A 23,472-nucleotide genomic window follows, 5' to 3' on the forward strand; every position below is an offset into this window, starting at 1 on the left:
AAAAAATCGTGTGATTTACCTGCGGCTTTTTTTTCTGTATACTCTTTCAATATGGAAATGAAATGGGTCGTGCTTGCACTTGCCGCCTCGATGTATGCGCTCGTCATCGTCGTGCAGCATAAAAAAATCGTATTTACATCCGCTGCGGCGCTCATTATTCTGTTGTTGGGCGCGATATTTCCCGGCAGCATTTTTCCCTTTGACGGCGGCGTTCCGCTTCGTGCATATCCTTTCGTGCACGCATTTTTTTCTCTTGTCAACTGGAACGTGCTCATGATTTACGTCGGAAGCATGGCAATCGCGGCGCTCTTTATCTATTCGCAGATGCCCGCGTTCATTGCGGATAAAATAGTTGAAAAAGCTCCGAATACGGGAATCGCAATCGTGCTCATCCTTGCAATGACGGGCTTTATTTCGATCTTCGTTGAAAACGTCGCGACCGTACTCGTCATGGCTCCGATAGCGCTTGCGTTGTGCAAAAAGCTTAAAATCGATCCGACGTATTTTATGATAGGACTTGCCGTCATGTCGAATCTCGAAGGAACGGCAACGCTCGTCGGAGATCCGCCGTCGATGATTTTTGCAAGCTACGCGGGCTATACCTTCAACGATTTTTTCGTACATGCCGCCAAGCCGTCGATTTTTTTCTTTATTCAAACGGGTATGCTTGCGGGCTGTCTGTATTTTTATTTGTTTTTTGCAAAGCAAAAAGAAAAACCCGATTCGGATAAAACCGAAGTGATTTCTTCGGTGCCGCTTCTGCTCCTGCTCGCGATGATTTTCGGGCTTGCGGCGATTTCGTTTTTTCATTTCGATTTTGAATTTTTATCGGGACTGTACGTGCTTTTTCTCGGTATTGCGGGCGTGCTGTGGTTCCGATTTGTACGGCACCGCTCGCTTCGTGAAACGCAGCTGCTTATCAAAGGACTCGATTGGGAAACGATTGCGTTTTTGATCGGCATATTTATCGTCGTCGGCGCGATTTCGGAAACCGGTTTGCTTTCGGATTTCGCCCGTATTCTCGTACGCATTACCGGCGGCAATGTGTTCGCGGGTTTTATGCTGATCCTCGTCGTCTCCGTCGTTATTTCGGGTTTTGTAGACAACGTGCCGTATATTATCGTCATGCTGCCGGTTGCGAAAACGCTCGCCGTTCAGATGGATCTCGCCGCCGAACTCTACATGTTCGCGCTTCTTATCGGTTCCTGTCTCGGCGGAAATTTGACGCCTTTCGGAGCGAGTGCAAACGTCGTCGCTATGGGTATCCTCAAAAAAGAAGGCCGCCCCGTCGATTTTGCGGGCTGGCTGAAAATCGGCGCGCCTTTTACGATTTTAACGACAGCCGCTGCGGCTTTGGCGCTGTGGCTCGTGTGGGCGTAGTTTTGTTTGGGAGAAAGCGTACCCTTCTTCGGCTGTCTGTGTGCGGCTCGAAGCGGTAGACACGGGACGGAAAATTTTCCTTCGCTGCGATTTTAAAAAAAAATTTACCGGCGTATATTATTTTTTTAATTCCTGTATGAACTTTCTCGGCGACATACCGAATTCGGTTTTAAATGCCCGATAAAACGAACTGTAATCTCCGAAGTTGTAATTCGTACACAACGTTTCAACGGAAGCATGCCCCGATAAGAGTTCCTGTTTCGCCAAATAAAGCTTCTTTTTTATGATGTACTGATGGACGGACGTTCCCATACAGTCCGAAAAAAGTTTTGAAAGATGAGAGCGGCTTATGCACAATTCGTTTGTGATGTCGGAAATCCCGATGTCGTCGTGAATGTGTTCGGCAATATAATTTAACGTGCGTAAGATTATGGGATTGTCGTCAATATCCCGTTCAAAATAGACGGGTTGCCAATATAATTTGATACGCGCAATATGAATGAGAAGTTCGGTGATGTAGGAGTCGGCCAAAAGGTCGGAGCCGTATTCATGAGAATTGAACTGGATTAAAATCATTTGCAGCAGATTGGCTACGACGAGGCGCATATCATGCGGCAGCCGCAAATAAGAACCGGAAAAATTTATTTTGCGGAAGGGAAGCAGCAGATCGGTGTGCGCGGATGACAGTTGTTTGATATAATCCGTGTTCAGCCATAGAATATAGCGTTCGTAAGCTTTTTGATTTTCGTTTATCAATGCGGCATGTACTTGTTCGGGTTTAATTAAAAGGATATCGCCGGGGCGGAGAGGATACGTTTTGTCGTCTAGGGTATACATAACGCTGCCCGATATTAAAAAATAAAATTCATAGTGACTGTGCGTATGTTTTCCTATCCGGCCGAGTGAAAAGTCACTGTTATAATAAATCTCGTATGTTTTTGATTTCATCACACCTTTGTGATAATAAGGAGTCGGAGCGATTTTTTTTGTCATATCGATATCACCTTAATAAATAGTCGATTGTCTATTATAAATCAAATAGGACAAAATGCAATGTTTTTCAGATAAAAAACTCTTTTTTTATCACGGGATCGGGCATACAATATACGCATATTCCAAACTCGGTAAAGCATAATTTCGATATGAAGATAGTAGAATCCATAGTAAAAGGTAAAAAACGCGCCGGTTACTGCGAAGACGTTTTGACGATCACCGATCATTTTATTGCCGTAATTGACGGCGTTACTTCAAAGAGCGATTTTATCTGCGGTGAAAAAAAAACCGGACGGATTGCCGCAGAGCTGATCGCCCGTGCCATAGAGCAAAGCGCCCCCGATTCGGAATGCACCGATATCATCAAAAACTGCAATGCCGCTTATGAGGATTTTTATCGGCGTACCGATTTTCCTTACGATAAAAAAGAATACGGTTTGCAGGCGGTCGCCGTTATCTGTTCCGTTTCGAAGCGCGAGATATGGCTTATCGGAGACTGTCAGGTGATGGTCGACGGCGCACTTTATACCAGTGTAAAAAAAAGCGATATCGTTCTTGCCGATCTGCGCAGCATGATACTTTATCTGCAGCCCGATCAAAGTTTGTCCGATGGAAGTTCTGCCGATGAAGGCAGAAAGGTAATTCTCCCGTGGATCGTTAAAGCGACGAATTTTGCGAACCGCAGCGATACGCCCTACGGATATGCCGTTATAAACGGCGATGAAATTCCGGAAACTTTAATAAAAAAGATTCGTCTGCCGGAAAAAAGTTCGGAAGTCATTTTGGCGAGCGACGGATACCCCGTATTGCTGCCGACGTTGGAGAAAAGCGAAGCCGAACTGGCGAAGATTTTACGGGAAGATCCCGAGTGTTACAGACTTCATGTGTCTACCAAGGGAATCGAAAACGGTAATATAAGTTTTGATGACAGAACGTACGTGCGCTTTACGTTGTGAGCGCACATACACGTAAAATATGCGAAAATTCTGGAGGTATGTATGAAAAAAATTGCTTTGGTGTTGTCGGCTGCGGTCTTTGCCGTTATTCCGGTATTTGCTATGGGGTCGAACGAAAACGCGTTTCCCGATCCCGAAAAAACGATAACGATCGTCGTGCCGCACGCGGCAGGCGGCAGTACGGATTTGATTTTCCGTGCTTTGGTCGAAGATTTGAAAAAGACAACGGGACAGAATTTTATAGTGACGAATATGCCCGGAGCGGGAAGCGCTACGGGAACGAATGAAGTGATCAACGGCGCTGCCGACGGATATACGCTTTTGGGTTCCGGTACGCATACGACGGCGGCTACGATGCAAGGCTTAACCGAGGGGTATAAAGCGCTTGATTATATTGCGGCTTTGAACTGGGATCCGTTTATCATCGCGGTTCGAAACGATAAGCCGTGGAAGAGCTTAAAAGAAGTTGAAGCGGCTGCAAAAGCGAATCCCGGAAAAATCACGTTCGGAAACGCAGGCATGGGAGGCGCGACGGGTGTTGCAAGCGTGGGCATAAATCTCGCTTTAAATAAAGTATTCAACGTAACGCCTTTTAAGGGAGGAGCGGATCTTATAGCTTCCGTTTTGGGCGGTCATTGTGACGTCGGTATTTTCAGTCAATCCGAAGTCAAAGCGAATAAAGCGTCGCTTCGTCCGTTGGTGATTCTCGGTGAAAAACACAGTTCGATTCCGGAGTTGGCGGACGTACCTACGATCGCGGAAGCGGGCTATCCCGGTCTTTCCATACCGAGCGGATCTTTCCGTTCGTTGACGGTGAAAAAGGGTACTCCCGATGCGGCAAAAAAATGGCTTGCCGACGCGGTTGAAAAAGCTTTTTATTCAGAGGGTTTTCAAAAATTTATGAAGACGAACGGTTTTATTCAATCCTTCCATAAGCTCGACGACTTTGCCGCATACGATGCGGGCATCATTGCGGATTATGAACCGATATTGAAAGAAGCCGGTTTATATAAAATGAAATAAATTATGAGGACAAACGGTATGCTTAAAGATAAAAAACCGATTCTGATAGCTTTCGTTATTTTATCGGGATTGTATTTTATCTACGTAATCAGTTCCGGCAGTTCAAGGATGATCGGCGATGAAGTCGGCGGTGATCCGGGCGGCATGATTTTACCGCTCGTCTTTTCGATTTTTATGTTTATCGCATCGGTATATTTACTGATAACCGATAAGCGTAGCGAAAAAGAAGATGCCGCGATGTCGAAGCCTGAAAAGCGCCTGTTTGTCCTTACGCTCGCGCTTGCTGTTGCTTATATATTTTGCATACGGAGCGCGGGCTTTATTCCGTGTACGGTACTCCTTCTGTTTTGTTTGTGTTTTGCAAATCAACAGGGAGATATCCGTAAAAAAGACCTGAAATTTTTATTGTCCGGCTGCATCGCGTCTCTCGTCAATATTCTGCTGCTCTATACGCTCGGCCGGCTTATTACACGCAATTTATTGTCTGCCGGAAGAAGGGGAAGCGTTCCGTCGTGGGTCGGGTCTCCATCCTTTACTGCGGCTTGTACTCTCGTTATTACGGTGCTTTGGATCATTGCCGCCGTGAAACTCTGTCGAAAAAAATGGCCTGCAAATGATGATAAGAGCTCGTACCACACTTGGCTTTCTGCTGTCATTGCAACGGCGTCCACCGAAATAATCTATCTTGTTTTTAAACAATTGTTCCTTGTCGAATTGGTCAAAGGACTTATTTTTTGGTAAGAGAGGCGGTTTTCGTATGGATACTTTTTTGCAAGGATTACTTCAGGTTGCGAATATATCGACGCTGCTGTGGATGGCGTTCGGCTCGATTTTAGGCATCATACTCGGAGCGCTTCCCGGGCTGACGGCTACGATGGGCATCGCATTGATTATGCCGATCAGCTTTCATTTGCCAAGTGCGACGGGAATCGGACTTTTGCTTGCCGTATACTGCGGTGCGGTCAGCGGCGCTTCCATTCCCGCCATATTGCTCGGTATACCGGGAAATCCTAACGCCATAGCGACCGTTGAAGACGGCATTCTCATGACGAAAAAAGGCAAAGCCGATCAGGCTTTGGGAGGCGCCGTTGTTGCGTCTCTTATAGGCGGGATGGGCAGCCTGCTTTGTCTCGTTTTATTTGCACCTTTGATTGCACGCTTGACGCTTGCTTTCGGACCTGCGGAAAAGACTACGCTCGCTTTGGTAGGTCTTGTCATTATCGCTTCGGTTTCCGCAAATAATGTTATGAAAGGTTTGCTTATGGGAGCATTCGGTATGGCGCTTGCATTTTTAGGAACGGATCCTTTCAGCGGACAATTGAGGATACCGTTTTCTTCGTATTTGGCGACGACTCCTTTGGCGAAAGGTTTGGATTTGACTTCAACGCTCATAGGCTTATACGGAATTTCGCAAGTATTCTTTGAAATGCATAAATTGAACCGTCCCGTATCAAAAACGGAAAAAGTAAAAATAGACCGTATTTTTCCGCCTTTAAAAAAGATAGGGCAGATGTGGAAAATAATTTTAAGTTCCACCGGTATAGGTACGATTGTCGGTGCGATTCCCGGTACGGGCGCGTCGATTGCCGTTTTTTTGGCAAGAAATACGGCAAAGGATATTTGCGCGGCATCAAAAGGAAAACTTGAACCGATCGGAAGCGGATGTCTCGAAGGCGTATTTGCACCCGAAGTTGCAAACAATGCGGTAACCGGCGGAGCTTTGATCCCCGCTCTTGCGTTGGGAATTCCCGGAGACGCAGCGACGGCGGTGCTTATCGGTGCTTTGATGATAAAAGGGATAACGCCGGGCTTTCAATTGTTCCAGCAAAATATGGCGCTTGTGTATGCAATCTTTGTGACCTTATTTATATCGAATATCTTTATGGCGGTCTTTCAGCTCGGCGGTATCCGTCTCTATCCGAAAGTGCTTAATATTCCGCAACAGCTCTTGCTGCCGTTGGTGCTGGTTTTATCGTTTATCGGTTCTTATGCGATCGCAGGTCAAGCTACGGCTGTCGGTATTTACAATATGGGAATTGCGCTTGCAATGGGTTTGATCGGCTATGTATTGAAGCGCAACGATTTTCCGATCGCGCCGATCGTATTGGGTTTGATTTTGGGCGGTATGTTTGAAGAAAATTTCAGACGTGCGGTAAAACTTGCAGGCGGAAATTATTTTACCTTTTTCACCAAGCCTATCTGCCTTTTATTTATCGCGGCAGCCCTCTTTTCAATCATCTTTCCTATCGTGACGCGTAAGCGAAAAGCGATATGAAAGTAATTTTCCTCGGCAGCCAAGGATGTCTGCAAAGCGCAAGTTCAGGAAATACGTCTTTGCTCGCGGACAGCGGTGGCGCCTTTGTACTCGTCGATACGAGCGGTGCTCCGGCACAGCTGATTCGGCAGGCAGGCTACGATCCTATAGACCTCGATGCGGTGATTTTGACGCATGCGCATATCGATCATATGTACGCTTTGCCTTCTTTAATTCACAATCTTTGGATCTTAAAACGATCAAAACCTTTGCGGATTATAGGAAGCGCGGCGGCGCTTGAGTGTGCAAAATCCCTGTGCAACGTATTTGCGCTTTTTCAAAAACAAAATATGGTCCCGATACAATGGACGGTTTACGATGGAAAGCCGGTGAATATAGAGGGATCGTTTTGTGCGGATTTATTCGATGTCGATCATACGATTCCGACATGCGGTATCTTTTTGACCGACGGCTCGGCGCGTTTTGCATATTCGGCGGATACGCGCGTGCTGAAAGAAGTTCCTTTGCAAATGTTCGATGCGGATCTGCTTGTTCATGAAGCGGGTGGTACCGTATTCGATGAAGCGTTGCTCGAAAAAGCGGGACACTCAAGCGCTCGTCAGGCTGCAATGACGGCCGTAAAAGCGCATGCAAAACGTCTTATACTCTGTCATCTGCCTCCGGCGCTCGAAGTGCAAAAAGATATGGCGGCGGAAGCATGCGCCGTTTTTCCGAATACTTGTCTTCCCGTATTGTTTACTCCGTACGATATCGGCATACGGAAATAAAATCCGATACACGATTCCCTTCGTCGGCTGCCTGTGTGCGGCTCGAAGCGGTGCACACGGGACGGAAAATTTTCCTTCGCTGCGATTTTAAAAAAAATTTACCGGCGTACGTCTATCGTTTTCCGCTCATCGCGAGCGATACGTTCGCATCGAGCGGATTATTGTAATCGATGTATGCCATAACTTCTTCGGCAAAGCGTTTGTCGATCGTCTGCTTGTGCGTCATGATATTGCCGATATAGTTCAGCGTCGACTGCGGCGTGCTGTTTGAGCGCACTCGGTTGGCGCCCGCGTTGTACATTGCGAGCGCGGGGATGATGTTTCCGGCTATATTGAGGCAAAAGCGCAAGTGCGCCATGCCGTAGCGCGCACTGACTGCGGGATTGAAAAAATCTTTTTCGACGAGCTGCGGAAACGAGCGGTCGTTGAGCTGGAAGAGGCCGCGGTCGATCGAACTGTTCGTATTGTAGTTGACCGCGCGTATATTGTAGCGGCTTTCCGTATATGCAAGGGAAAACGCGAGCGACAGAGGAATGTCGTTTTTGTCGGCGAACTCGAGGATCGCAAGCGTAATGTCGCGGTTGTTCGTTTCACTGATATAAAAATCTTCGACGGCGAGCCGGTAATAGGGCTGACGGTAGAGCGTGAGCCCCTCGTCTCCGTGCCGAACGGCGGCCGGTTTATCGGACAGAGGTGTGTTGAATTCCGCCTGTACTTTCGGCCTTTCGTTTACTGCAACGGGAATATCAAACGGGGTAATTTTTTGTTCGGGAAATATAAAAAATATAGACAGCGACAATATACCCAGCACGCTTATAAAGATGAGAGCATTGCGTCGTGTCTTTGCAAAATTTTTCCCGTCGGGTTTATATTTCATTTTTGTTATACCGATAATTGCTGCGCGTACGATTGTGTCGTCTTTGCGTCCCTATAAATGCGGTATTGCAGAAAATGTCGATTTCCGAAAATGCCGCATTAGTGCGCGAGAGCGCACACGTATATCCACGAGTTTTTGAAGAAAACTCGAAATTAAACGAGTCGCGCTATTTTAGCGGCTCGTTTAAACGTCCGTATTTCCGCCGTCGGCGGAAACTTACGATTGCTCGTGTCCGCTTTCGACGGCATACGCGACAAAGGATGAACCCGCATACCGATTCGAAAAATAGACGTAGTGAGCGTGCTTGGCGCTCATCGCATCCGTAAATGCCGCCGCTTCGCTTTCCGTCAGTGCATCGGGAATCGCAAAACCGATGACGGCTGCGCAGTCTTTGATCCGCCGAGCCGTATGGCACATCGCTTGCGTTAACCGTTCGGCACCGCAGTCCGAAATCGGCACGACTACGGCGTACGCGCCGTATGCTTCGATACTCTTTAAAAACACGCGGAGGGCTGCAAGATACATTTCGTCGTATATATTTTCAGAAATTTCCGCGGCACGGAGCGGAACGTATACGGCAAGTATTTTACCCTTGTCCTCAGAAAATCTTTGCGCTTCCGTTTCCGCAATTTCGGACGAAACGCCTGAAAGGACGCCCGAATCGAAGGGAATGAAAGCGCCCGTATCGGCTTTTTCGCCCGTTTTGAGCGCATAGAGTTTTCCGTTTTTCGATTCGAACTGAGCGTCGATTTTCATAGCGTGAGTTTAAAATAAAAACGGTCTTCATGCAATACATAAAGACTGTTTTTGAGCGTTTTACGGAAAAAATAAAAAACGAAAACGCTATTCGGTGAGGATTCTGATGACTTCGGCCTTATCCTGTGTCTCAAGAATGAGCTGCCGTTTTTCGGGGCTCTTAAACAGGAGACTTACTTCCGCGAGGAACTGAAGATGCGGACCGGTTTTGTTTACCGGCGAGAGCGTCATGATAAAGATGCGGCACGGTTCCTGATCGAGAGAATCGAAATCGACGGGATTGTCGGAAATGCCGATGCACGCGACGAGGTCGCTCACCGTATCCGTTTTTCCGTGAGGGATCGCGATGCCGTGTTTCATGCCGGTAGACATTTTGCGTTCGCGGTCGAGTACGCATTCGCGGGCGGCCGCTTTATCCGTAACTTTACCGGCCTTTACGAGCAATTCGAGCATTTCGTCGATAATCGCTTCCTTTGTCGTTCCCTTGAGATGGAGATCTACGGTATCGGTCGTTAATACTGTTCTTAAGTCCATACTGACAGTGTATGCTGAGATTGGTTTCTTGTCAAGGAGAAAATCCTCGGCATCACGGAAATCAAGTTTTGCCCAAAAGCGGTAATAATGCTTGAGGATTCATAAGTGCACGGAACATAATCCCGTTTAAAGGCAGCTTCGATTGTGATTCACGTTTGTGTATGCGGATTATGTTAAGCGCAAACTTGTGCAGCATATTGAGATTCTGTTGTACGTTCTTACTCTGCACCCTGCATCTGTCCTCGTCAAAATGTACATCCAACAGCCAATGCATCGATTCCACCGACCATTCCTCTCTTGCATGATGGAGCAGCTCTTCCGCTCGTAACGCTTTACTTGAAATATAATAATGCCATTCTTCCGTCACCCCTTTACTCGTCTCAAATCGTGTATGCACTGCTCCAATACATTTGAGTTCCGGCCATACTCGTCCTCCCGGCTGCCATGAAACATCTGCACTCGTATACGCACTGCGCCTTTCCTTCCGCCCATGTCCCTTTTCCGTTCGTGTGATGCTGTCCATCGTCACTCTCAGCTTTGTATCCTGAACATACTCCGCGATATCGTTCATAAGTGCTTCCTGATTGCCCTTCGCACTTAACAAATAATCCGCTTTTGCCTCAATTATCGCCTCGGCAGTCTCTATTTGACAGTTCATTGCGTCCGCGACCACCATACAGCCCTGAATTTCAAGCTCTTTTATCAATTCCGGTACGGCAGGAATCTCATTACTCTTTGATTCGACCGTTCTTTGGGCAAGCGTCAACCCCAATTCCCCTATCTGTGCACTGATGATATGCAAGGGACTGTCGTATTTTTTCATCTTTCCCGTTGAGCGGATAGCTTTTCCGTCTATGGCTATCGTCAACGGCTGCTTCTTTTTCTTCGCGCTTTGTTCTTTCTCTTCCGTCTCAAGTTTTGCTGCAAGAGCCGGTACAACCGAAGCTACCCATTGTTTCATACACTCATTCAATGATTCCGGCCGTATGATTCCAAGCAGGCTTAACAGCCACCAATAGCACGGTATTCGTTTGATTCCGAACGTTTCTGCCAAAAATGTTCTGACATGTTCGGTCGTTGCCCACTCGTGGATTTTCTTTACGCTTTGCAAATCGCACAAGCTTCCCAAAATCACGATGATAACCGCGTCTTGTACGCTGCAAAAATACCCGTCGTATTCCCGTTCCGTCTCAAGCACTGCAAGTGCTTCTTCTAATGTTTCCCACCTCATACACTTACTTTAGCACTTTATCAACTTTTTAAACAATACTCGAGCAAAAATTGATTTCCGTGCCTCGGCATTATACGGCGGGCGGGGTCGCATACAGGTGCCGTCCGAAAAATAAATCAAAGCATTCTCCCGCGGCAAAAGGGATAGCGAAGCTTCCGCTGCTTGCCTTGCATAATTTTGTACGGTAAATTAAAATACTGGCGGTATGAGTATTCAAAGGATAAGCGTCGCAGGCGTAAATGTCGATATTTGCCGTGCGGAAGACATCGAATCCGAAGTGCTTGAACTTCTTGCAAAGCCCGGAACGAAACAGATCGTATTTTTGTCGGTGTGGGATCTGCTTCGTGCGCGCGGAAAGAGCGAATACGCCGAATGCGTGCGCAACGCCGATTTGATTTTGCCCGTTTCGAAGAGTATCATCGCAGGTGCGAAATTTCTCAAAAAATCGATACCGGTGCGCTACAATCCTTTCGATGCCGTAATCGAAGTATTGTCGGTGCTTGAGCGCCATTACAAATCGATTTTTTTGCTCGGTTCCCGGAGGGCGACGCTGCAAAAAGCCGAATCGAATGTGCGCGATACCTTTCCGAATTTACAGATCGTCGGACGCTATATCGGTTATTATTCGAAAAACGCGGAAGCCGCCGTCGTGCAGGCGATCTACAAATCCTCTCCCGCTCTCGTTCTCGTAAGCGACGGCATCAAAGAAAAAGACGTATGGGTGTACCGCAGACGGAACCGCTTCGCGTCGAGTATTTTTATTTATTATAAAGAAGTGCTCGGCATCTTTGCCGAACGCATTAAGCGTATCGACGAAAAGACATTTGCGCGCGGTCACGAAATATTTGCTGAAATCCTTCATAATCCTTTGAAAATATTTTTGCTTTTTCCCTACTTGTGGTATATACTGTTGTTGATGGGCTACCGTCTTTTCAAAAACAAATAAACGATTTTCCGAAAAATATAATTTGCGGGATCGGAGAAAAGAGCGCGCCTTAATCATTAGCAGTTAATTATCGGGCGGATATTCGGAGTTTTCTGCGGAGCCGTGCCGATTCGAATGTGTGTTTGAAACGGGGGAACGATGGACGTTTTTCCGAGTCTGAATACCGTTGTTTTAATATCTTCCGATGTAAAGGTGATCGATTGGTGCCGTCACGCCCTCGAGCCGGTTTTTTCGGTCAGAGTGGTCGATTCCGTCCGTCCCGATTCCTATGCCCTGTCCGCTTTCCCGAATCCCGTTCTTATCGACACCGCGCAATGCGGCGGAGCGGCCGAAAAGATTTGTATCGACATTGCGCGCCGTTCCCGCATTCTCTTTCTTGTAAAATCCGACAGCGCTTTTTCGCTTTCGCATATACAGCGCTATCACAAATCATGTATTCCCTTTCCGTGCGATTCCGATCTGCTGCGTACCGTCGTCAAACGGCATTTACCCGAAGCAAACGATATAGAGCGGATTTTTAAAAAACCGGTGCGTTCATTTTCCCGTAAGGTCGACATAAGCGGTTTCGAAAAATTTGCAGGGTCTTCAAAAATCGTCACCGATTTGAAACGGCGTCTTGCCGAAGTCGCGCCGAAAGATTTGTCCGTACTTTTTCTCGGCGAAAGCGGAACGGGAAAAACTTTTGCGGCGAAATTGCTGCACGATAATTCATCTCGAAAAGATAAGTCTTTCATTTCCGTAGAGATGTCGTCCGTCAGCGAAAGTCTTGCCGAAAGCGAACTGTTCGGTACGGTGCCGGGCGCATATACCGGTGCGGTAAAGCGATCGGGGCGTTTTGCGAAAGCGAACGGCGGAACTCTTTTTCTCGATGAGATCGGCGACGTTCCGCTTTTTTTGCAGCCGAAGCTGCTGCGCGTACTGGATACGGGAACTTACCGCAGCGTCGGCTCCGACGCCGAGCGCCGTATCGATTTCCGTCTTATATGCGCGACAAACGCCGATTTGCACAAGATGATGCAGAAGGGAAGATTCCGAAGCGATTTGTATTATCGGATTGCCGGCTGCATGATAACCTTTCCGCCGCTTCGCCGTCACCTTGAAGATATCGACGAAATCGCATCTTCTTTTTTGGAAGAGCGTAATATCGCTCTGTCGGACAGGGCGCGTGAAAAACTTATGAGTTACGATTGGCCGGGTAATGTGCGTCAGCTTATCAACTGTTTGAAGAAGGCGTGCATGTTTTCAAAAGGCGAAATGATTTATCCGGAGGACATCAATTTTTAAATCTGGTACCGTATATGAGCAAAATGTACGTGTGCGGTATACGTGTGGCGGCAGATGAGCATGCCGTTGACAAAAAAAGAATACTGCGTAATAATGAATATATATTCTATATTGGCGGGCGAGTTTATGGCGCAAGTGTTGAAAGAAGAAATCTACGATCGCATTTTCCGAGCAGGGCTCGACGTCTTTTATGAAAAAGATTTCAGAAGTGCAAAAATGCAGGATATCGCTGCGCGTGCGCATATTCCGGTCGGATTGATCTATACGTATTTTAAAAACAAAGAAGCGCTGTTCGATAAAATCGCTTCGTCTTTTTCGATCGACTTTAAACGTATCGCGCGGGAAGAAGAAGCGGGTAGCGGTCTTCCGTCCGAACGATATAAAACGATCGCGGAAGGATATTTGCTCGAGCTGCTCAAAAATCATAAAGCCTTTGTCGTTTTGATGGATAAAAGCGGCGGCACGAAATACGAATGTGCGAAACAGGATTTGATCGCTGCCTTGGGCAAGCACATCAAAAAGGCGCTTACAAAAACGGCGGCAAAACCGTATGACGGTTTGCTCGTGCATATTTTGGCAAGTAATTTTGCCGAAAGCCTTTTGGAAGTGGCGCGGCATTATGAGAGTCAAAAACGCGCCGCGGAAATACTGCGTATAGTAGCGAAATGCTACTATGAGGGAGTCAATGCATTGTAAACAGTATTTTTTATTTTGTCGAATATTGAATTATTATTCCGTATTCGATGCCGATTATCCGGCGGATGTAATTTGTTTTTTTTAATTGAAAAATGAATTTATATTCATTTTTAGTCTAAAGAAGGAGTGATTATGACGCTGCAAAGCGAACTTATCAAAAAAGTAAAAGCGAAAAACAGGCTTTCAAACATATTGCTCTGCTTGAAAGCGCTTTTTGACATACTGCCGCAGATTCTCATCGTACACATATTTGCCCTCGCTGCGTTGCAGACGCTTTCCGTACGAAAGCTGTGCTTCTTTTCCTGCGCTGTTTTTCTGTGTTTTGTACTGAAAGCGTTGTGCGCGTACGGCGCCGTATGGAAAGCGCATGAAGCTGCATACAATTCGCTTACGGAACTCCGCATGCGGATTATCGCACATTTGAAAAAGCTGCCGCTCGGATTTTTTCACGAACGGAAAACGGGCGATTTGACGAATATCGTACAGCACGATGTGGAACAAGCCGAAACGTATCTTGCGCACGGGCTTCCGGAACTTATGTCGGCGACGCTTATGCCTGCTCTTATTTTCTTTATCATGCTCGGATTGGAACGGCGCCTTGCGCTTTTGATGATCGCGGGCGGGCCGTGTATGTGGCTTGTCAAAACGCTGTCTGCGCCGCTTTGGAAAAAGAATTTTAAAATATTTTCCGACAGTACGAAAACGATGCAGGAAAATCTTATGGAATACGTTTCGAATATTTCCGTTATCAAAGCGTTCGGAAGAGAAGAGACGAAAACGGAAAAGACGCTCCGCTCCGCAAAAGACTATGTGTACTGGGTGAAAAAAGCGATGGCGGGCATCAGCGTTCCTATGGGACTTATCGATCTGTTTATGGAATCGGGCGTCGTTTTGGTTATAGGTTTCGGATTGCGGCTTTTATCTTTGGGCGAATTATCGGCCGAGCGTTTTATCCTCGCCGTTATTTTGGGATCCGCTTTTACGTCTTCGATCGCAAAGACGGCGACGCTGCAGCATTACGGCATCGTATTCAATCAAGCGATGGAGGGTATCGGTTCCGTTCTCAACGTACCTGTTGCCGAAAGGGATGAAAGCTGCCGTATCGATACGGGAATTTCCGGGGGCGACATTGAAATTGTTGATGTCAATTTTACCTACGGAGGCAGACGGAACGCGTTGGAACATATAAATCTCGTTTTTAAAAGAGGCAGTAAAAATGCGCTCATCGGTTCTTCCGGCTCCGGAAAGACGACGATCGCAAATTTGCTCATGGGATTTTGGCAGCCTGACGACGGAACGATACGTATCGGCGGCGTCGATACGAAATCTCTTTCGGAGCGACGGCTCGGCGCGCTTTTTTCCGCTGTTCAACAGGATGTCTTTTTGTTCAATATGAGTATGGAAGAAAATATTCGAATCGGAAAACCGGATGCAACGAAGGAGGAAATCTTTTCTGCGGCGAAAAAGGCGCACATCCATGATTGCATCGCCGCGCTCCCGTACGGCTACGATACGGCGGCGGGAGAAGCGGGCGTCAAATTTTCAGGCGGCGAAAAACAGCGGATCGCCGTCGCCCGTATGTTTTTAAAGGATGCGCCGATCGTGATTTTGGATGAAGCGACGGCTGCACTCGATGCGGAAAACGAAGCGTATATACGGGACGCGCTTGCGGATTTGAGCCGCAGTAAAACGGTCATTACGATTGCGCACCACCTCAATGCGATACGGGATGCCGATCAAATCGTCGTTATGGACGGGGGACGGATTATCGACCGCGGTACGCATTCGGAATTATTAAAACGCTGCGAACTCTATCGAACGATGGTATGTGCGCAGGAAAAAGTGGACCGGTGGAATATAAAGGAGGAAACGCGGTGATCCGAGAGATAGTGCATACGTTGACAAAAAAAGGAAAGTGCGCATTGGCTTTGAGTATTGCGGGATTTACGGTATATGCGCTTTCGGGCGCGGTTATGATGCTGTCGGTGCTGAAAGCTATGGAAGACATCGGTGCGGGAAAAGGCGGTTTGCTCCGATACGGACTGCTGTTCGGATCTTGTCTTTTGATAAAGTGCGGATGCAGTGTATTTGCCGACATGCAAAAACATTTCGCAGGTTTCGATCTCGTGTATGAAATCAGATCGAAGATCATCCGCCGGCTGAAAACTTTTTCACTCGGATTTTATACGAATGAGCGGCTCGGAGAGATCGGCACGATCATCCATAAGGATGTCGATACGATGGAATTGGTCGTCGGACATTTGTGGACGAGGATGTGCGCCGACGGCATCGTCTCCGCCGTTTTGCTGCCGCTTTTGTTTTTCGCGGATATGCGGATGGCTCTGATCACGATTGCCGGGATTTCGTTTGCTCTGCTGTTTCTTGTCCGCGCATTGAAAACGGCAGGTAAGATGGAAGCCGGTGCAGGAGACCGGCTTGCCGATATGGTAAGCTTGTTTGTAGAATACGTCAAAGGTATTCCGCTTTTAAAAGCGTTTTCCGAAAGCAAACGCTTCGATGAAAAACTTGTATCCGCCGCAGGCGCTTTCGGCGATGCGGCGAAACGGATTGCAAAATACAAAGCGGCTCTGCTTTCGGTATACGGCTTTTTTCTCGATGCGACGTTTTGGCTTACGGCGACGGCGGGCATTTTCTTTATCGTAGACGGGACTTTGCCGCTTATGCGTTATTTGCTTTTTATTATTTTAAGCAGGGAATTCTATAAGCCCTTTGTCGCGATGGAAACGCATTGGATGAATTACCTTGCCGTGACGGACAGCTTTCGGAGAATAAAAAAAATAACGGATGCGCCGGCTGTCAGTGAAAGCGCTCATCCGAAAACGCCGAAAGAATTTTCGATCGCCTTCGACGGAGTCGGTTTTTCATATGAAGAAGGCGGATTTGCGATGAAGGATATTTCTTTTTACGTACCCGCACGCACGCTCACCGCCCTTGTCGGCGCGTCGGGTTCCGGAAAAACGACTGTGACGAATTTACTGCTGCGCTTTTGGGACGTACGGCAGGGTGCCGTTCGTATCGGAGATGTCGATGTGCGCGATATGGCGTACGACGAACTGCTCGGTTCCGTGAGCATCGTGATGCAGGATGTCAAACTTTTTGCGGATACTATCGGTGAAAATATACGGCTCGGCAAAGCGGGTGCTGCGGACGATGAAGTCATTCGGGCGGCAAAGCGGGCACGCATTCACGATTTTATCGTGTCGCTGCCTGACGGTTACCGGACGATCGTCGGAGAAAACGGTACAGGACTCTCCGGTGGACAAAAGCAGCGCATCTCCATCGCGCGCGCGTTTTTAAAAGATGCGCCGATTTTACTGCTCGACGAGATTACGAGCAGCGTCGATCCCGTCAACGAAGCGTTGCTGCAGGAAGCGATTTCGGAGCTTGCAAAAGACAGAACGGTGTTGGTCGTCGCGCACCATTTAAACACGATTCGATTCGCCGATCAAATTCTCGTCTTTGAAAACGGCGCGATCGTACAGGCTGGAACGCATGAAGCGCTGCTTTCGGAAACCGACGGCGCATATTGTCGGCTGTGGCGGCAAGGCTGCGAGCCGTGTGAACGCCCGGGAAAAAATAATTATTAATTATGTTTGATTTTAATCTGATTATTAATTTTATTTTTTGAAGCCAGTCCCGCCGCTTTGGTAAATATTTTTTCCATGTATTTTGCTTCGCCTTCGGAAAGAGAGGCGCGCGAAAGGATTGCTCTCCAAAAATGTTCCATATCGCGCCGTCCCGTCACGCTGAAAAATCCGATTTTTTGCAGATTGTCCGCGATGATCGAAACGGTTTTGTCGATGCGCGAAAGCGGAAGCGGTGTGTAGCCTGCCATGCCGGCTCTTTTTTCCCGAAAAAGCGCATAGCAGATTATCTGTACGGCGTGTGAAAGATTGAGAGACGCGAAGCTTTCGCTTGACGGTATCGTAACGCCGAGCGTACATTCGGCAAGTTCTTCGTCGGTGAGACCCGTGCGCTCGTTTCCGAATACGGCTGCGACCGTTCCGCCGTTTCGTTCGCCCGAAATATCGGCCGCTTTTGCCGCAAATTCTTCGGGCAGCAAAAGTTTGCCTTTTCTGTTTTTTCCGCGCCGTCTCGTCGTCCCTGCCGAAAGCGTACAGTCCGCCGTCGCATCGGTAATCGAACGGAAAAAACGCGCGCTCTCCCAAATGTCCGCTGCATGGAGTGCGAGCGTCCGAACCGCACCGTCTTTATAATCGCTTTTTTTTCCGACGATGCGCAGATCGGCGATGTCGTTATTTGCCAAGGCCCTGCACGCGGATCCTATGTTCCGGCTTTCTTCGGGGCGTACAAGAACGATGCATATCTTCCCTAAATCCATAAAATACACTATACTTACTTTTATTATTGTACGCCAGATGTACCGATTCTTTTTATTTCAAATCGTATCGGTTTTCTGCGTGCCGAAGTTTGTAAAAAATGTTTATGTCAACCGGATGCGTTGGCGGCACTGTTCTGTAAGTTAAAGTAAGGAAAAAACGCAATTATAAAAACGTAAATTCGATTTATTTTTAATAGTTAATATATTTGACATTATGGTGATTTTAGTGTATTATTATATAAAATTAAATAATGTATTTTGGAGATGATGAAAAAATTATGGTAAATAATAATAATTTGGTTCCGGGTTTTAATGACGAAAAGGACGATAGTTTAAAAATTTCGCTTGAAAAAATCGATACGGTAAAAAGCGGTTTGTGCGTATATTTGAACGGCTATATCGATACGTACAATTCGAACTTTTTTCAGAAAAAAATTCAAAAAATTGTCGATTCGGGTTATATCAATTTGATTTTTAATTGTTCTTCGCTGAATTATGTTTCATCGACCGGCATAGGATCGTTTACCGCATTTTTGAAAATGGTAAAACCGAAAGGCGGCGATATCGTCCTGCTCGATATTCAGCCGAAAGTATCCGAAGTGTTTCAGTTGCTCGGGTTTTCTCAATTTTTCAATATCAAAGACACGATCGAAAATGCGGTTGCGTTTTTCAAAAACGGCTCACCCGTTGCAAGCAGCATTTTCCCGAAGGTTTTCGCGTGTCCGGTGTGTACGAAACGTCTCAGAGCGACGCGTGCCGGGCGCTTCCGCTGTTCGGAATGCAAATCCATCCTTGCAATCGACGACGGGGGAGCGATTTCGCTCGGATAAGCGCACGGATCCGGCAGACGATGCCGGATTTTTCATTTGTGGATAAGTTGTGGAAAAAAGTGGAGAAAATGCGGAATACCGCAGCGGATCGCGGAAAAATCTTTTTTAAACCGAAAAACTTCGATCCGACTGCCAAAATCTTTTGTAAATCTTTATAATACAACGAATTATATAATATTATATCTGAAGAGCTAATTATCGGTATTATAGAGAAATAGCCTTGCAGGCGATTTCCGTTTTTTTTCTGTGGATAAGTTGTGGAAAGCCTGTGTATGCTCAGGTGGAAAACCCGACCGGAAGGCTGTCGGCGGAGTTTCCCCGCATATTTCCGTTTATCCCGTTTTCGTACCTTGTAAAATCGGGGATATATCGAAATGATCGGTTTTTGCCGATAATCATAAAAGCCGGAGCAGTGCGTTCGGGACTTTCGGACTCGGATGTCTTTTTCGGAGCAGGCGGAAGCAGTATGGCCGAATCGGTAAAAAAATCCATTTTGCTCATTCCCGCGTATATCGGGATTACGGCGTGCTGTATTGTCGTCGGCGAACTCGCATATATGATGTATTTCAATACGGCGCATCTCGTTGCCGGCCAGCCGCTTGAACTGTTCAGCGCCTATGCGCTTGCCCGCGGTTTTTTTGTCGTTGTGCCCTCCTTTATCGTTTTATCGCCGCTTTTTTTCAGTCTGTATCGCATTCGCCACTCCGGCGGCGGATTTTTACCCGTTATCGTCTATATCCTTTTATGCGCGGTGATGTGGATCGTGATTTTTCCGCTCTTTATCGAATTCAAATGGAAAACCGAGCAATCCTTACCGCCCGCGCCGAAAACTACGCTCTCGGCCGGATATTTCCGATCGTATGCCGGAGAAGCCGCTTATCTGCTGCGTGATGCTTCCGCACCCGAAAGGGCTGCCGTCGTACTTAAAAGCGCGGGCGATGAAAACGCGATAGGTCTCGCTCAAATCGATACGAACGTTATGGAAGCCGAAAGCGCGCCTTTTGCCGACATCCTCATCCGTGAAACGGTTCCCTCTTTTCCCGCGTGGATCGGAAGCGGTATCGACACGATCGAAATGCACGCCGAGCAGGCGTGGAAAAACGGGCGTTTCGCATGGCTTTGTTTTTTGTCGCTTGCGCTTGCGCTCTGTTCGACGTACGCCGTTTCGTTTTGCAGCGATTGGCGCTTTGTCGGAATTCTCTATCTCCTGATAATGGACGCAGGCGTATTGTCGTTCAATCTTTTGTATTATTCGGAATATTTTAAGCGATTGCGGGAAGCGGGCGCGCAGCTTGCAAATGTGTTTCCGTTTTTTGCGCGATCGGGTGATCCTCTCCTTATCTGCATCAACATAGGTATTGCCGTTCTGTGCGCTTCGGTCGGGTGCCTTGCCGCAGCGGTCCGTGCAAAGCGGCTTAAGAGGGCGAGGTAAGCGCTTATGAAACGCGTACTTCAGATTTTAGTCGGCTACCTTCTCTTTTGCTTTTGTGCGTGCATGGCGTTTCGTTTTTTTTCGCCGTTGCTGCCGCCGCTTATTGCGAAAAACGAAACGCTTTATCGGATTTACAGCGGGCTTGAATTGTTTTGCCGCATTCTTCCCGCACTTTCGGTGACCGGCTTTGTCATCGGCTATGCCGTTTCGTTCGGACGAAATCCCGACGGCAGCGCTCGGCGATTTTCCCAAGCGATGTTCCGCCGCTACCGCAGCGTCGTCGTCACATCCCTCGTCCTGTCTCTCGTTTTGACTGCGGCATCGGAAATCGGAACGCCGATCTTATCCGCCAAGCAAAAGCAATTGGAGCGGATGCCGCTCCTCGTACAGGAATACGTCCGCGTCGGACGACAGGTTGAACGGTCGGGCAGGGGAGCGCTCGCATATCGTTACGCGGAACTTGCGCTGAAAATCGATCCCTCTTCTCCCGACGCGCTTTCACTTTTCCGTGATACCGAAATCGCTTCGCGCGAAGCGCACGATGCCGTACGTAAAACGGTTTCGAAGACGGCGAGCGAACCGGTCAGCGAAGACGGCTATACCGTGCGGGAACTCCGTGCGCGTGCCGAAAAAGCGTACGCCGAAAAAAAATACTTCGACGCGCACTACTGGGCGCAAAGTGCCGTGTCCATTACGACGAGGCGCGATACGAATTACGCGGAAGTGCAGCGCATAGCCGCGGATGCGTGGAACGCGCTTTTTGCCGCAGACTTGCCCGCAACAACCGATGCCCAAAAAACCTATGCGCGAAAACTTTCCGGTTATACCGCGCTCGCCGAAGGCGACAATCTCAAAGCGTATTATATATTCCGCACGCTTTCGCTTGCATCGCGCGAAAACGCGAACGATCCCGATATCGTGCGCTATCTTGCGATCGCACATGCGCGGCTCGATGCCGAATATTTTTTTATCGACGAGATAATCGATGCGAAGGAATTTGAAACGGCAAGCGATGTGTATTTTTCGCTTAAAAAAGACGACGGTGCGACATCGATCGTCTATATCAAAGGCATCACTCCGGTAAAAGGATCCGGAGGCATCGTACAATATCTCCGCGCCCTTTCTGTTTTTTCCATCGATGCAAACGGAGCGTACACCGACAGCGTCTACGTGCCCTATGCGAAAATGCGCCAAGTTTCTTCCGCCGACTTCGACGAGGACACAAAGCGCTCTCTCGGCGTACCCGCCGGCGCGCATTTCATTCCGTACGTTCTGCTCCGCTCGGTCGACAGAGACACCGAAGGAGTCACGGAGGGACCGCTCTATCGTTACGCCGCTTCCGATAAAAAAGGCGGGAGCGATCGGATTGTGCTGCCGCTGTCATACGAAGATCTTTTGCTGCTCACCGAAGTTTCCCGCGGCGCCGAATATATGAATATGATTTCGCTTTACCGCTTTGTCGGAAAAGGTGCGCGTTTCGGTTATGCCGACGAAGTGTTCGCCCAAGTGCTTTTGAACCGCATCCTGTATCCGCTGTTTATGCTGATCCTCTTTATCTGGTTTGCGGCATTCGCGTGGAATTACCGCATCGGCGAAACGGTTTTGTTTAAAATGTCGTGGATTTTCGCCTTTCCGTTTTTTTCCGTGCTCGCACATATTTTGTATCGCGCGCTCATGTGGCTCTTTAAAATTATTAATTACGTATTCATCGGTATTGCAGGAACGTATTGTCTCCCGCTCGGAGCACTTGTGTATGCCGTCATATTGCTCATCGTGTCGCTCGTGTTTTTGGCGCGCAGCGAAGGATAGCGCGCGGCGAAAATCGTTGCGGGAGTGGAAAGCCTAACGGAGGCGGCGCTTGCTGGTCAATAAATTTTTGCTGTTGGTTCTGTTTTGTTTTTTTATCGCCGTTATAGGTTTGCTGCTTGTGTTTATGCCGAGTAAAAGGCGTAAGACAAACAAAATACCTGTTTTTGTTTACTCTGTAATTTTCTGTATTATCGGTTTATATCTTCTTGTCAATCAAAAAAGCGGCACTGTTGCTTGGGAAAAAATAGACGATACGACATATTCCGCAAAGATGAATACTTTTCAAAGAGTGACCGTTTTTCTTTTGGAAGAAAGTACTTATCGATTGTTTGGTTCATGCGAAGACGAATTTATAAAGCAATACATAAAAACCGAGCGAAAATGTAAAAAAAGAAAAGTTTCAAATAGAGAAGCCGCAATATGCGTCAACATAATTAACGATTTCGAACATACCGTTCAATACGAAACAGAAAAAACGTATTATGTATTGTACGTGGATTACGGTAATAAAAGCGTTATCTATTTGCTCGATAAAATTTCGGAAAAGATCGAAGCGGAAAGGTTTTGCTTTCGGATATTCTGATTCGCATCGGAGAAATTATTTCAAGGAGTGCGATTTGAGATCGATTGATATTTTTATCGATGTGAATTTTCATGACAGGAAAAGATAATGAAAAAGAAATTCGTTCTTTTGTTGATTTTAATGACTTTTTTATCTTTCGTTTGTTTTTTGATTTATCAGGGGCTGGCAAATCCGAAACTGCATACGATAGGGATCGGGAAAGAAAAAAAGCTTACAGATATTTACAAATACAAATGTGAAAAAATCGTTTTTATTGAACTGAAAAAGCAAAGGAATAATTAACAAACAGAAGGATTTTGAACGATAATGTACCGACGATTAATAATTTTGATTTCAATTGTTATTATCATACTTTCCGCTTTTTGTTTTAGATTTACGAAAGGATTGGTATCGGATATGAGCGCAGCAGTATTTTTAGATTATCTAAATGCCTATCCGTCTTCGCTTCCGGATAATAATGTCGTTATAGATTTTTTCGTTTTTTTATTTACCCCTGCGCTTATTGTTGAGATTATAAGATCTCATGCCAAAATGAAATTTTCAGAATATCTTTTTCATTTGATGATACTCGCTTTGCAGGGAATATTGGTATACTCGATCATTTTAGATGGCGGATCGTTATGGAAGACGGTTTTATATGGGAAAAATGTACCGGTATTTTTTATTTTTATCGGAACAATTATGTATGTCGTATCTATTAATATTGTTTATTGGAAACGATAATTGTAAGAGGAAGT

22 protein-coding genes are annotated in these 23,472 nt (G+C 47.0%); 16 read left to right on the forward strand and 6 right to left on the reverse strand.

The features are described from left to right. Positions 1–51: 51 nt before the first annotated feature. Complete coding sequence (locus H9I35_RS09790; protein WP_187419223.1) at positions 52–1,380, forward strand: ArsB/NhaD family transporter; 1,329 nt, start codon at positions 52–54, stop codon at positions 1,378–1,380. Positions 1,381–1,497: 117 nt separating this feature from the next. Here the strand turns inward: H9I35_RS09790 and H9I35_RS09795 are convergent, their stop codons facing one another. Continuing rightward, positions 1,498–2,373, reverse strand: coding sequence for a helix-turn-helix transcriptional regulator (locus H9I35_RS09795; protein ID WP_187419224.1), 876 nt, complete (start codon positions 2,371–2,373; stop codon positions 1,498–1,500). 149 nt (positions 2,374–2,522) lie between these two features. On the opposite strand from H9I35_RS09795, the gene H9I35_RS09800 reads away from it, so the two are divergent. Genes H9I35_RS09800 through H9I35_RS09820 form a run of 5 tightly spaced genes read left to right on the forward strand, consistent with a single transcriptional unit; the run spans position 2,523 to position 7,394 of the window. Then, the gene (locus H9I35_RS09800; RefSeq protein WP_187419225.1) at positions 2,523–3,329 is read left to right on the forward strand and encodes a hypothetical protein; all 807 of its coding nucleotides are present in this window, start codon (positions 2,523–2,525) and stop codon (positions 3,327–3,329) included. A gap of 42 nt (positions 3,330–3,371) precedes the next feature. Next, a complete protein-coding gene (locus H9I35_RS09805) occupies positions 3,372–4,352 on the forward strand; it encodes a tripartite tricarboxylate transporter substrate binding protein (protein WP_187419226.1) in 981 nt (326 codons plus the stop codon). 18 nt (positions 4,353–4,370) lie between these two features. Then, the gene (locus H9I35_RS09810; protein WP_187419227.1) at positions 4,371–5,093 is read left to right on the forward strand and encodes a tripartite tricarboxylate transporter TctB family protein; all 723 of its coding nucleotides are present in this window, start codon (positions 4,371–4,373) and stop codon (positions 5,091–5,093) included. A gap of 16 nt (positions 5,094–5,109) precedes the next feature. Next, complete coding sequence (locus H9I35_RS09815) at positions 5,110–6,627, forward strand: tripartite tricarboxylate transporter permease (protein WP_187419228.1); 1,518 nt, start codon at positions 5,110–5,112, stop codon at positions 6,625–6,627. Next, positions 6,624–7,394 (forward strand): MBL fold metallo-hydrolase, encoded by a 771-nt coding sequence (locus tag H9I35_RS09820; protein ID WP_187419229.1) that lies wholly within the window; start codon positions 6,624–6,626, stop codon positions 7,392–7,394. Before H9I35_RS09815 ends, H9I35_RS09820 begins: the two co-directional genes overlap by 4 nt. A gap of 112 nt (positions 7,395–7,506) precedes the next feature. On the opposite strand, the gene H9I35_RS09825 is transcribed toward H9I35_RS09820, so the two are convergent. From H9I35_RS09825 to H9I35_RS09840, 4 genes are all read right to left on the reverse strand, one after another. Then, positions 7,507–8,271: a transglycosylase SLT domain-containing protein gene (locus H9I35_RS09825; RefSeq protein WP_187419230.1), complete on the reverse strand. Its 765-nt coding sequence runs from the start codon at positions 8,269–8,271 to the stop codon at positions 7,507–7,509. 216 nt (positions 8,272–8,487) lie between these two features. Next, positions 8,488–9,027: a hypothetical protein gene (locus H9I35_RS09830; protein WP_187419231.1), complete on the reverse strand. Its 540-nt coding sequence runs from the start codon at positions 9,025–9,027 to the stop codon at positions 8,488–8,490. Between the two features lie 87 nt (positions 9,028–9,114). Next, positions 9,115–9,561 (reverse strand): PTS sugar transporter subunit IIA, encoded by a 447-nt coding sequence (locus H9I35_RS09835; protein ID WP_040770099.1) that lies wholly within the window; start codon positions 9,559–9,561, stop codon positions 9,115–9,117. Between the two features lie 61 nt (positions 9,562–9,622). Beyond that, complete coding sequence (locus tag H9I35_RS09840; protein ID WP_187418599.1) at positions 9,623–10,792, reverse strand: ISAs1 family transposase; 1,170 nt, start codon at positions 10,790–10,792, stop codon at positions 9,623–9,625. Between the two features lie 205 nt (positions 10,793–10,997). On the opposite strand from H9I35_RS09840, the gene H9I35_RS09845 reads away from it, so the two are divergent. From H9I35_RS09845 to H9I35_RS09865, 5 genes are all read left to right on the forward strand, one after another. Further along, positions 10,998–11,738, forward strand: a complete 741-nt coding sequence (locus H9I35_RS09845) for a WecB/TagA/CpsF family glycosyltransferase (RefSeq protein ID WP_187419232.1) — start codon at positions 10,998–11,000, stop codon at positions 11,736–11,738. A 138-nt stretch (positions 11,739–11,876) separates the two neighbouring features. Beyond that, positions 11,877–13,022 carry a sigma 54-interacting transcriptional regulator gene (locus tag H9I35_RS09850; protein WP_187419233.1) on the forward strand — a complete coding sequence of 382 codons (1,146 nt, stop codon included), beginning with the start codon at positions 11,877–11,879 and terminating at the stop codon, positions 13,020–13,022. A 126-nt stretch (positions 13,023–13,148) separates the two neighbouring features. Then, a complete protein-coding gene (locus H9I35_RS09855) occupies positions 13,149–13,718 on the forward strand; it encodes a TetR/AcrR family transcriptional regulator (protein ID WP_187420770.1) in 570 nt (189 codons plus the stop codon). 132 nt (positions 13,719–13,850) lie between these two features. After that, a complete protein-coding gene (locus tag H9I35_RS09860; protein ID WP_187419234.1) occupies positions 13,851–15,596 on the forward strand; it encodes an ABC transporter ATP-binding protein in 1,746 nt (581 codons plus the stop codon). Continuing rightward, positions 15,593–17,326, forward strand: a complete 1,734-nt coding sequence (locus H9I35_RS09865; protein ID WP_187420771.1) for an ABC transporter ATP-binding protein — start codon at positions 15,593–15,595, stop codon at positions 17,324–17,326. The genes H9I35_RS09860 and H9I35_RS09865 overlap by 4 nt, the downstream gene beginning before the upstream one ends. Here the strand turns inward: H9I35_RS09865 and H9I35_RS09870 are convergent. Then, positions 17,323–18,081 carry an RNA methyltransferase gene (locus H9I35_RS09870; RefSeq protein WP_187419235.1) on the reverse strand — a complete coding sequence of 253 codons (759 nt, stop codon included), beginning with the start codon at positions 18,079–18,081 and terminating at the stop codon, positions 17,323–17,325. The genes H9I35_RS09865 and H9I35_RS09870 overlap by 4 nt on opposite strands. A gap of 251 nt (positions 18,082–18,332) precedes the next feature. Between H9I35_RS09870 and H9I35_RS09875 the strand changes: the two genes are divergently transcribed. The 5 genes from H9I35_RS09875 (at position 18,333) to H9I35_RS09900 (ending at position 23,458) form a co-directional block, all read left to right on the forward strand. Then, a complete protein-coding gene (locus H9I35_RS09875) occupies positions 18,333–18,911 on the forward strand; it encodes an anti-sigma factor antagonist (RefSeq protein ID WP_252722647.1) in 579 nt (192 codons plus the stop codon). A gap of 385 nt (positions 18,912–19,296) precedes the next feature. Continuing rightward, positions 19,297–20,343, forward strand: coding sequence for a hypothetical protein (locus H9I35_RS09880; RefSeq protein WP_187419236.1), 1,047 nt, complete (start codon positions 19,297–19,299; stop codon positions 20,341–20,343). 6 nt (positions 20,344–20,349) lie between these two features. Next, positions 20,350–22,152, forward strand: a complete 1,803-nt coding sequence (locus H9I35_RS09885) for a hypothetical protein (RefSeq protein WP_187419237.1) — start codon at positions 20,350–20,352, stop codon at positions 22,150–22,152. 654 nt (positions 22,153–22,806) lie between these two features. Next, complete coding sequence (locus H9I35_RS09895) at positions 22,807–22,974, forward strand: hypothetical protein (RefSeq protein ID WP_187419239.1); 168 nt, start codon at positions 22,807–22,809, stop codon at positions 22,972–22,974. Between the two features lie 157 nt (positions 22,975–23,131). Next, on the forward strand, positions 23,132–23,458 hold the full coding sequence (locus tag H9I35_RS09900) for a hypothetical protein (RefSeq protein ID WP_187419240.1): 327 nt from the start codon (positions 23,132–23,134) through the stop codon (positions 23,456–23,458). The last annotated feature ends 14 nt before the right edge of the window (positions 23,459–23,472 follow it).

The sequence above is a fragment of the Treponema sp. Marseille-Q4132 genome, assembly GCF_014334835.1.
GTDB classification, from domain to species: domain Bacteria; phylum Spirochaetota; class Spirochaetia; order Treponematales; family Treponemataceae; genus Treponema_D; species Treponema_D paredis.

Excerpts from the sequence above, each read along its gene's own strand:
- H9I35_RS09790 (WP_187419223.1), top strand. The coding sequence starts at position 52 with ATGGAAATGAAATGGGTCGTGCTTGCACTTGCCGCCTCGATGTATGCG.
- H9I35_RS09795 (WP_187419224.1), bottom strand. The coding sequence starts at position 2,373 with ATGACAAAAAAAATCGCTCCGACTCCTTATTATCACAAAGGTGTGATG.
- H9I35_RS09800 (WP_187419225.1), top strand. The coding sequence starts at position 2,523 with ATGAAGATAGTAGAATCCATAGTAAAAGGTAAAAAACGCGCCGGTTAC.
- H9I35_RS09805 (WP_187419226.1), top strand. The coding sequence starts at position 3,372 with ATGAAAAAAATTGCTTTGGTGTTGTCGGCTGCGGTCTTTGCCGTTATT.
- H9I35_RS09810 (WP_187419227.1), top strand. The coding sequence starts at position 4,371 with ATGCTTAAAGATAAAAAACCGATTCTGATAGCTTTCGTTATTTTATCG.
- H9I35_RS09815 (WP_187419228.1), top strand. The coding sequence starts at position 5,110 with ATGGATACTTTTTTGCAAGGATTACTTCAGGTTGCGAATATATCGACG.
- H9I35_RS09820 (WP_187419229.1), top strand. The coding sequence starts at position 6,624 with ATGAAAGTAATTTTCCTCGGCAGCCAAGGATGTCTGCAAAGCGCAAGT.
- H9I35_RS09825 (WP_187419230.1), bottom strand. The coding sequence starts at position 8,271 with ATGAAATATAAACCCGACGGGAAAAATTTTGCAAAGACACGACGCAAT.
- H9I35_RS09830 (WP_187419231.1), bottom strand. The coding sequence starts at position 9,027 with ATGAAAATCGACGCTCAGTTCGAATCGAAAAACGGAAAACTCTATGCG.
- H9I35_RS09835 (WP_040770099.1), bottom strand. The coding sequence starts at position 9,561 with ATGGACTTAAGAACAGTATTAACGACCGATACCGTAGATCTCCATCTC.
- H9I35_RS09840 (WP_187418599.1), bottom strand. The coding sequence starts at position 10,792 with ATGAGGTGGGAAACATTAGAAGAAGCACTTGCAGTGCTTGAGACGGAA.
- H9I35_RS09845 (WP_187419232.1), top strand. The coding sequence starts at position 10,998 with ATGAGTATTCAAAGGATAAGCGTCGCAGGCGTAAATGTCGATATTTGC.
- H9I35_RS09850 (WP_187419233.1), top strand. The coding sequence starts at position 11,877 with ATGGACGTTTTTCCGAGTCTGAATACCGTTGTTTTAATATCTTCCGAT.
- H9I35_RS09855 (WP_187420770.1), top strand. The coding sequence starts at position 13,149 with ATGGCGCAAGTGTTGAAAGAAGAAATCTACGATCGCATTTTCCGAGCA.
- H9I35_RS09860 (WP_187419234.1), top strand. The coding sequence starts at position 13,851 with ATGACGCTGCAAAGCGAACTTATCAAAAAAGTAAAAGCGAAAAACAGG.
- H9I35_RS09870 (WP_187419235.1), bottom strand. The coding sequence starts at position 18,081 with ATGGATTTAGGGAAGATATGCATCGTTCTTGTACGCCCCGAAGAAAGC.
- H9I35_RS09875 (WP_252722647.1), top strand. The coding sequence starts at position 18,333 with ATGTATTTTGGAGATGATGAAAAAATTATGGTAAATAATAATAATTTG.
- H9I35_RS09885 (WP_187419237.1), top strand. The coding sequence starts at position 20,350 with ATGAAACGCGTACTTCAGATTTTAGTCGGCTACCTTCTCTTTTGCTTT.
- H9I35_RS09895 (WP_187419239.1), top strand. The coding sequence starts at position 22,807 with ATGACAGGAAAAGATAATGAAAAAGAAATTCGTTCTTTTGTTGATTTT.
- H9I35_RS09900 (WP_187419240.1), top strand. The coding sequence starts at position 23,132 with ATGAGCGCAGCAGTATTTTTAGATTATCTAAATGCCTATCCGTCTTCG.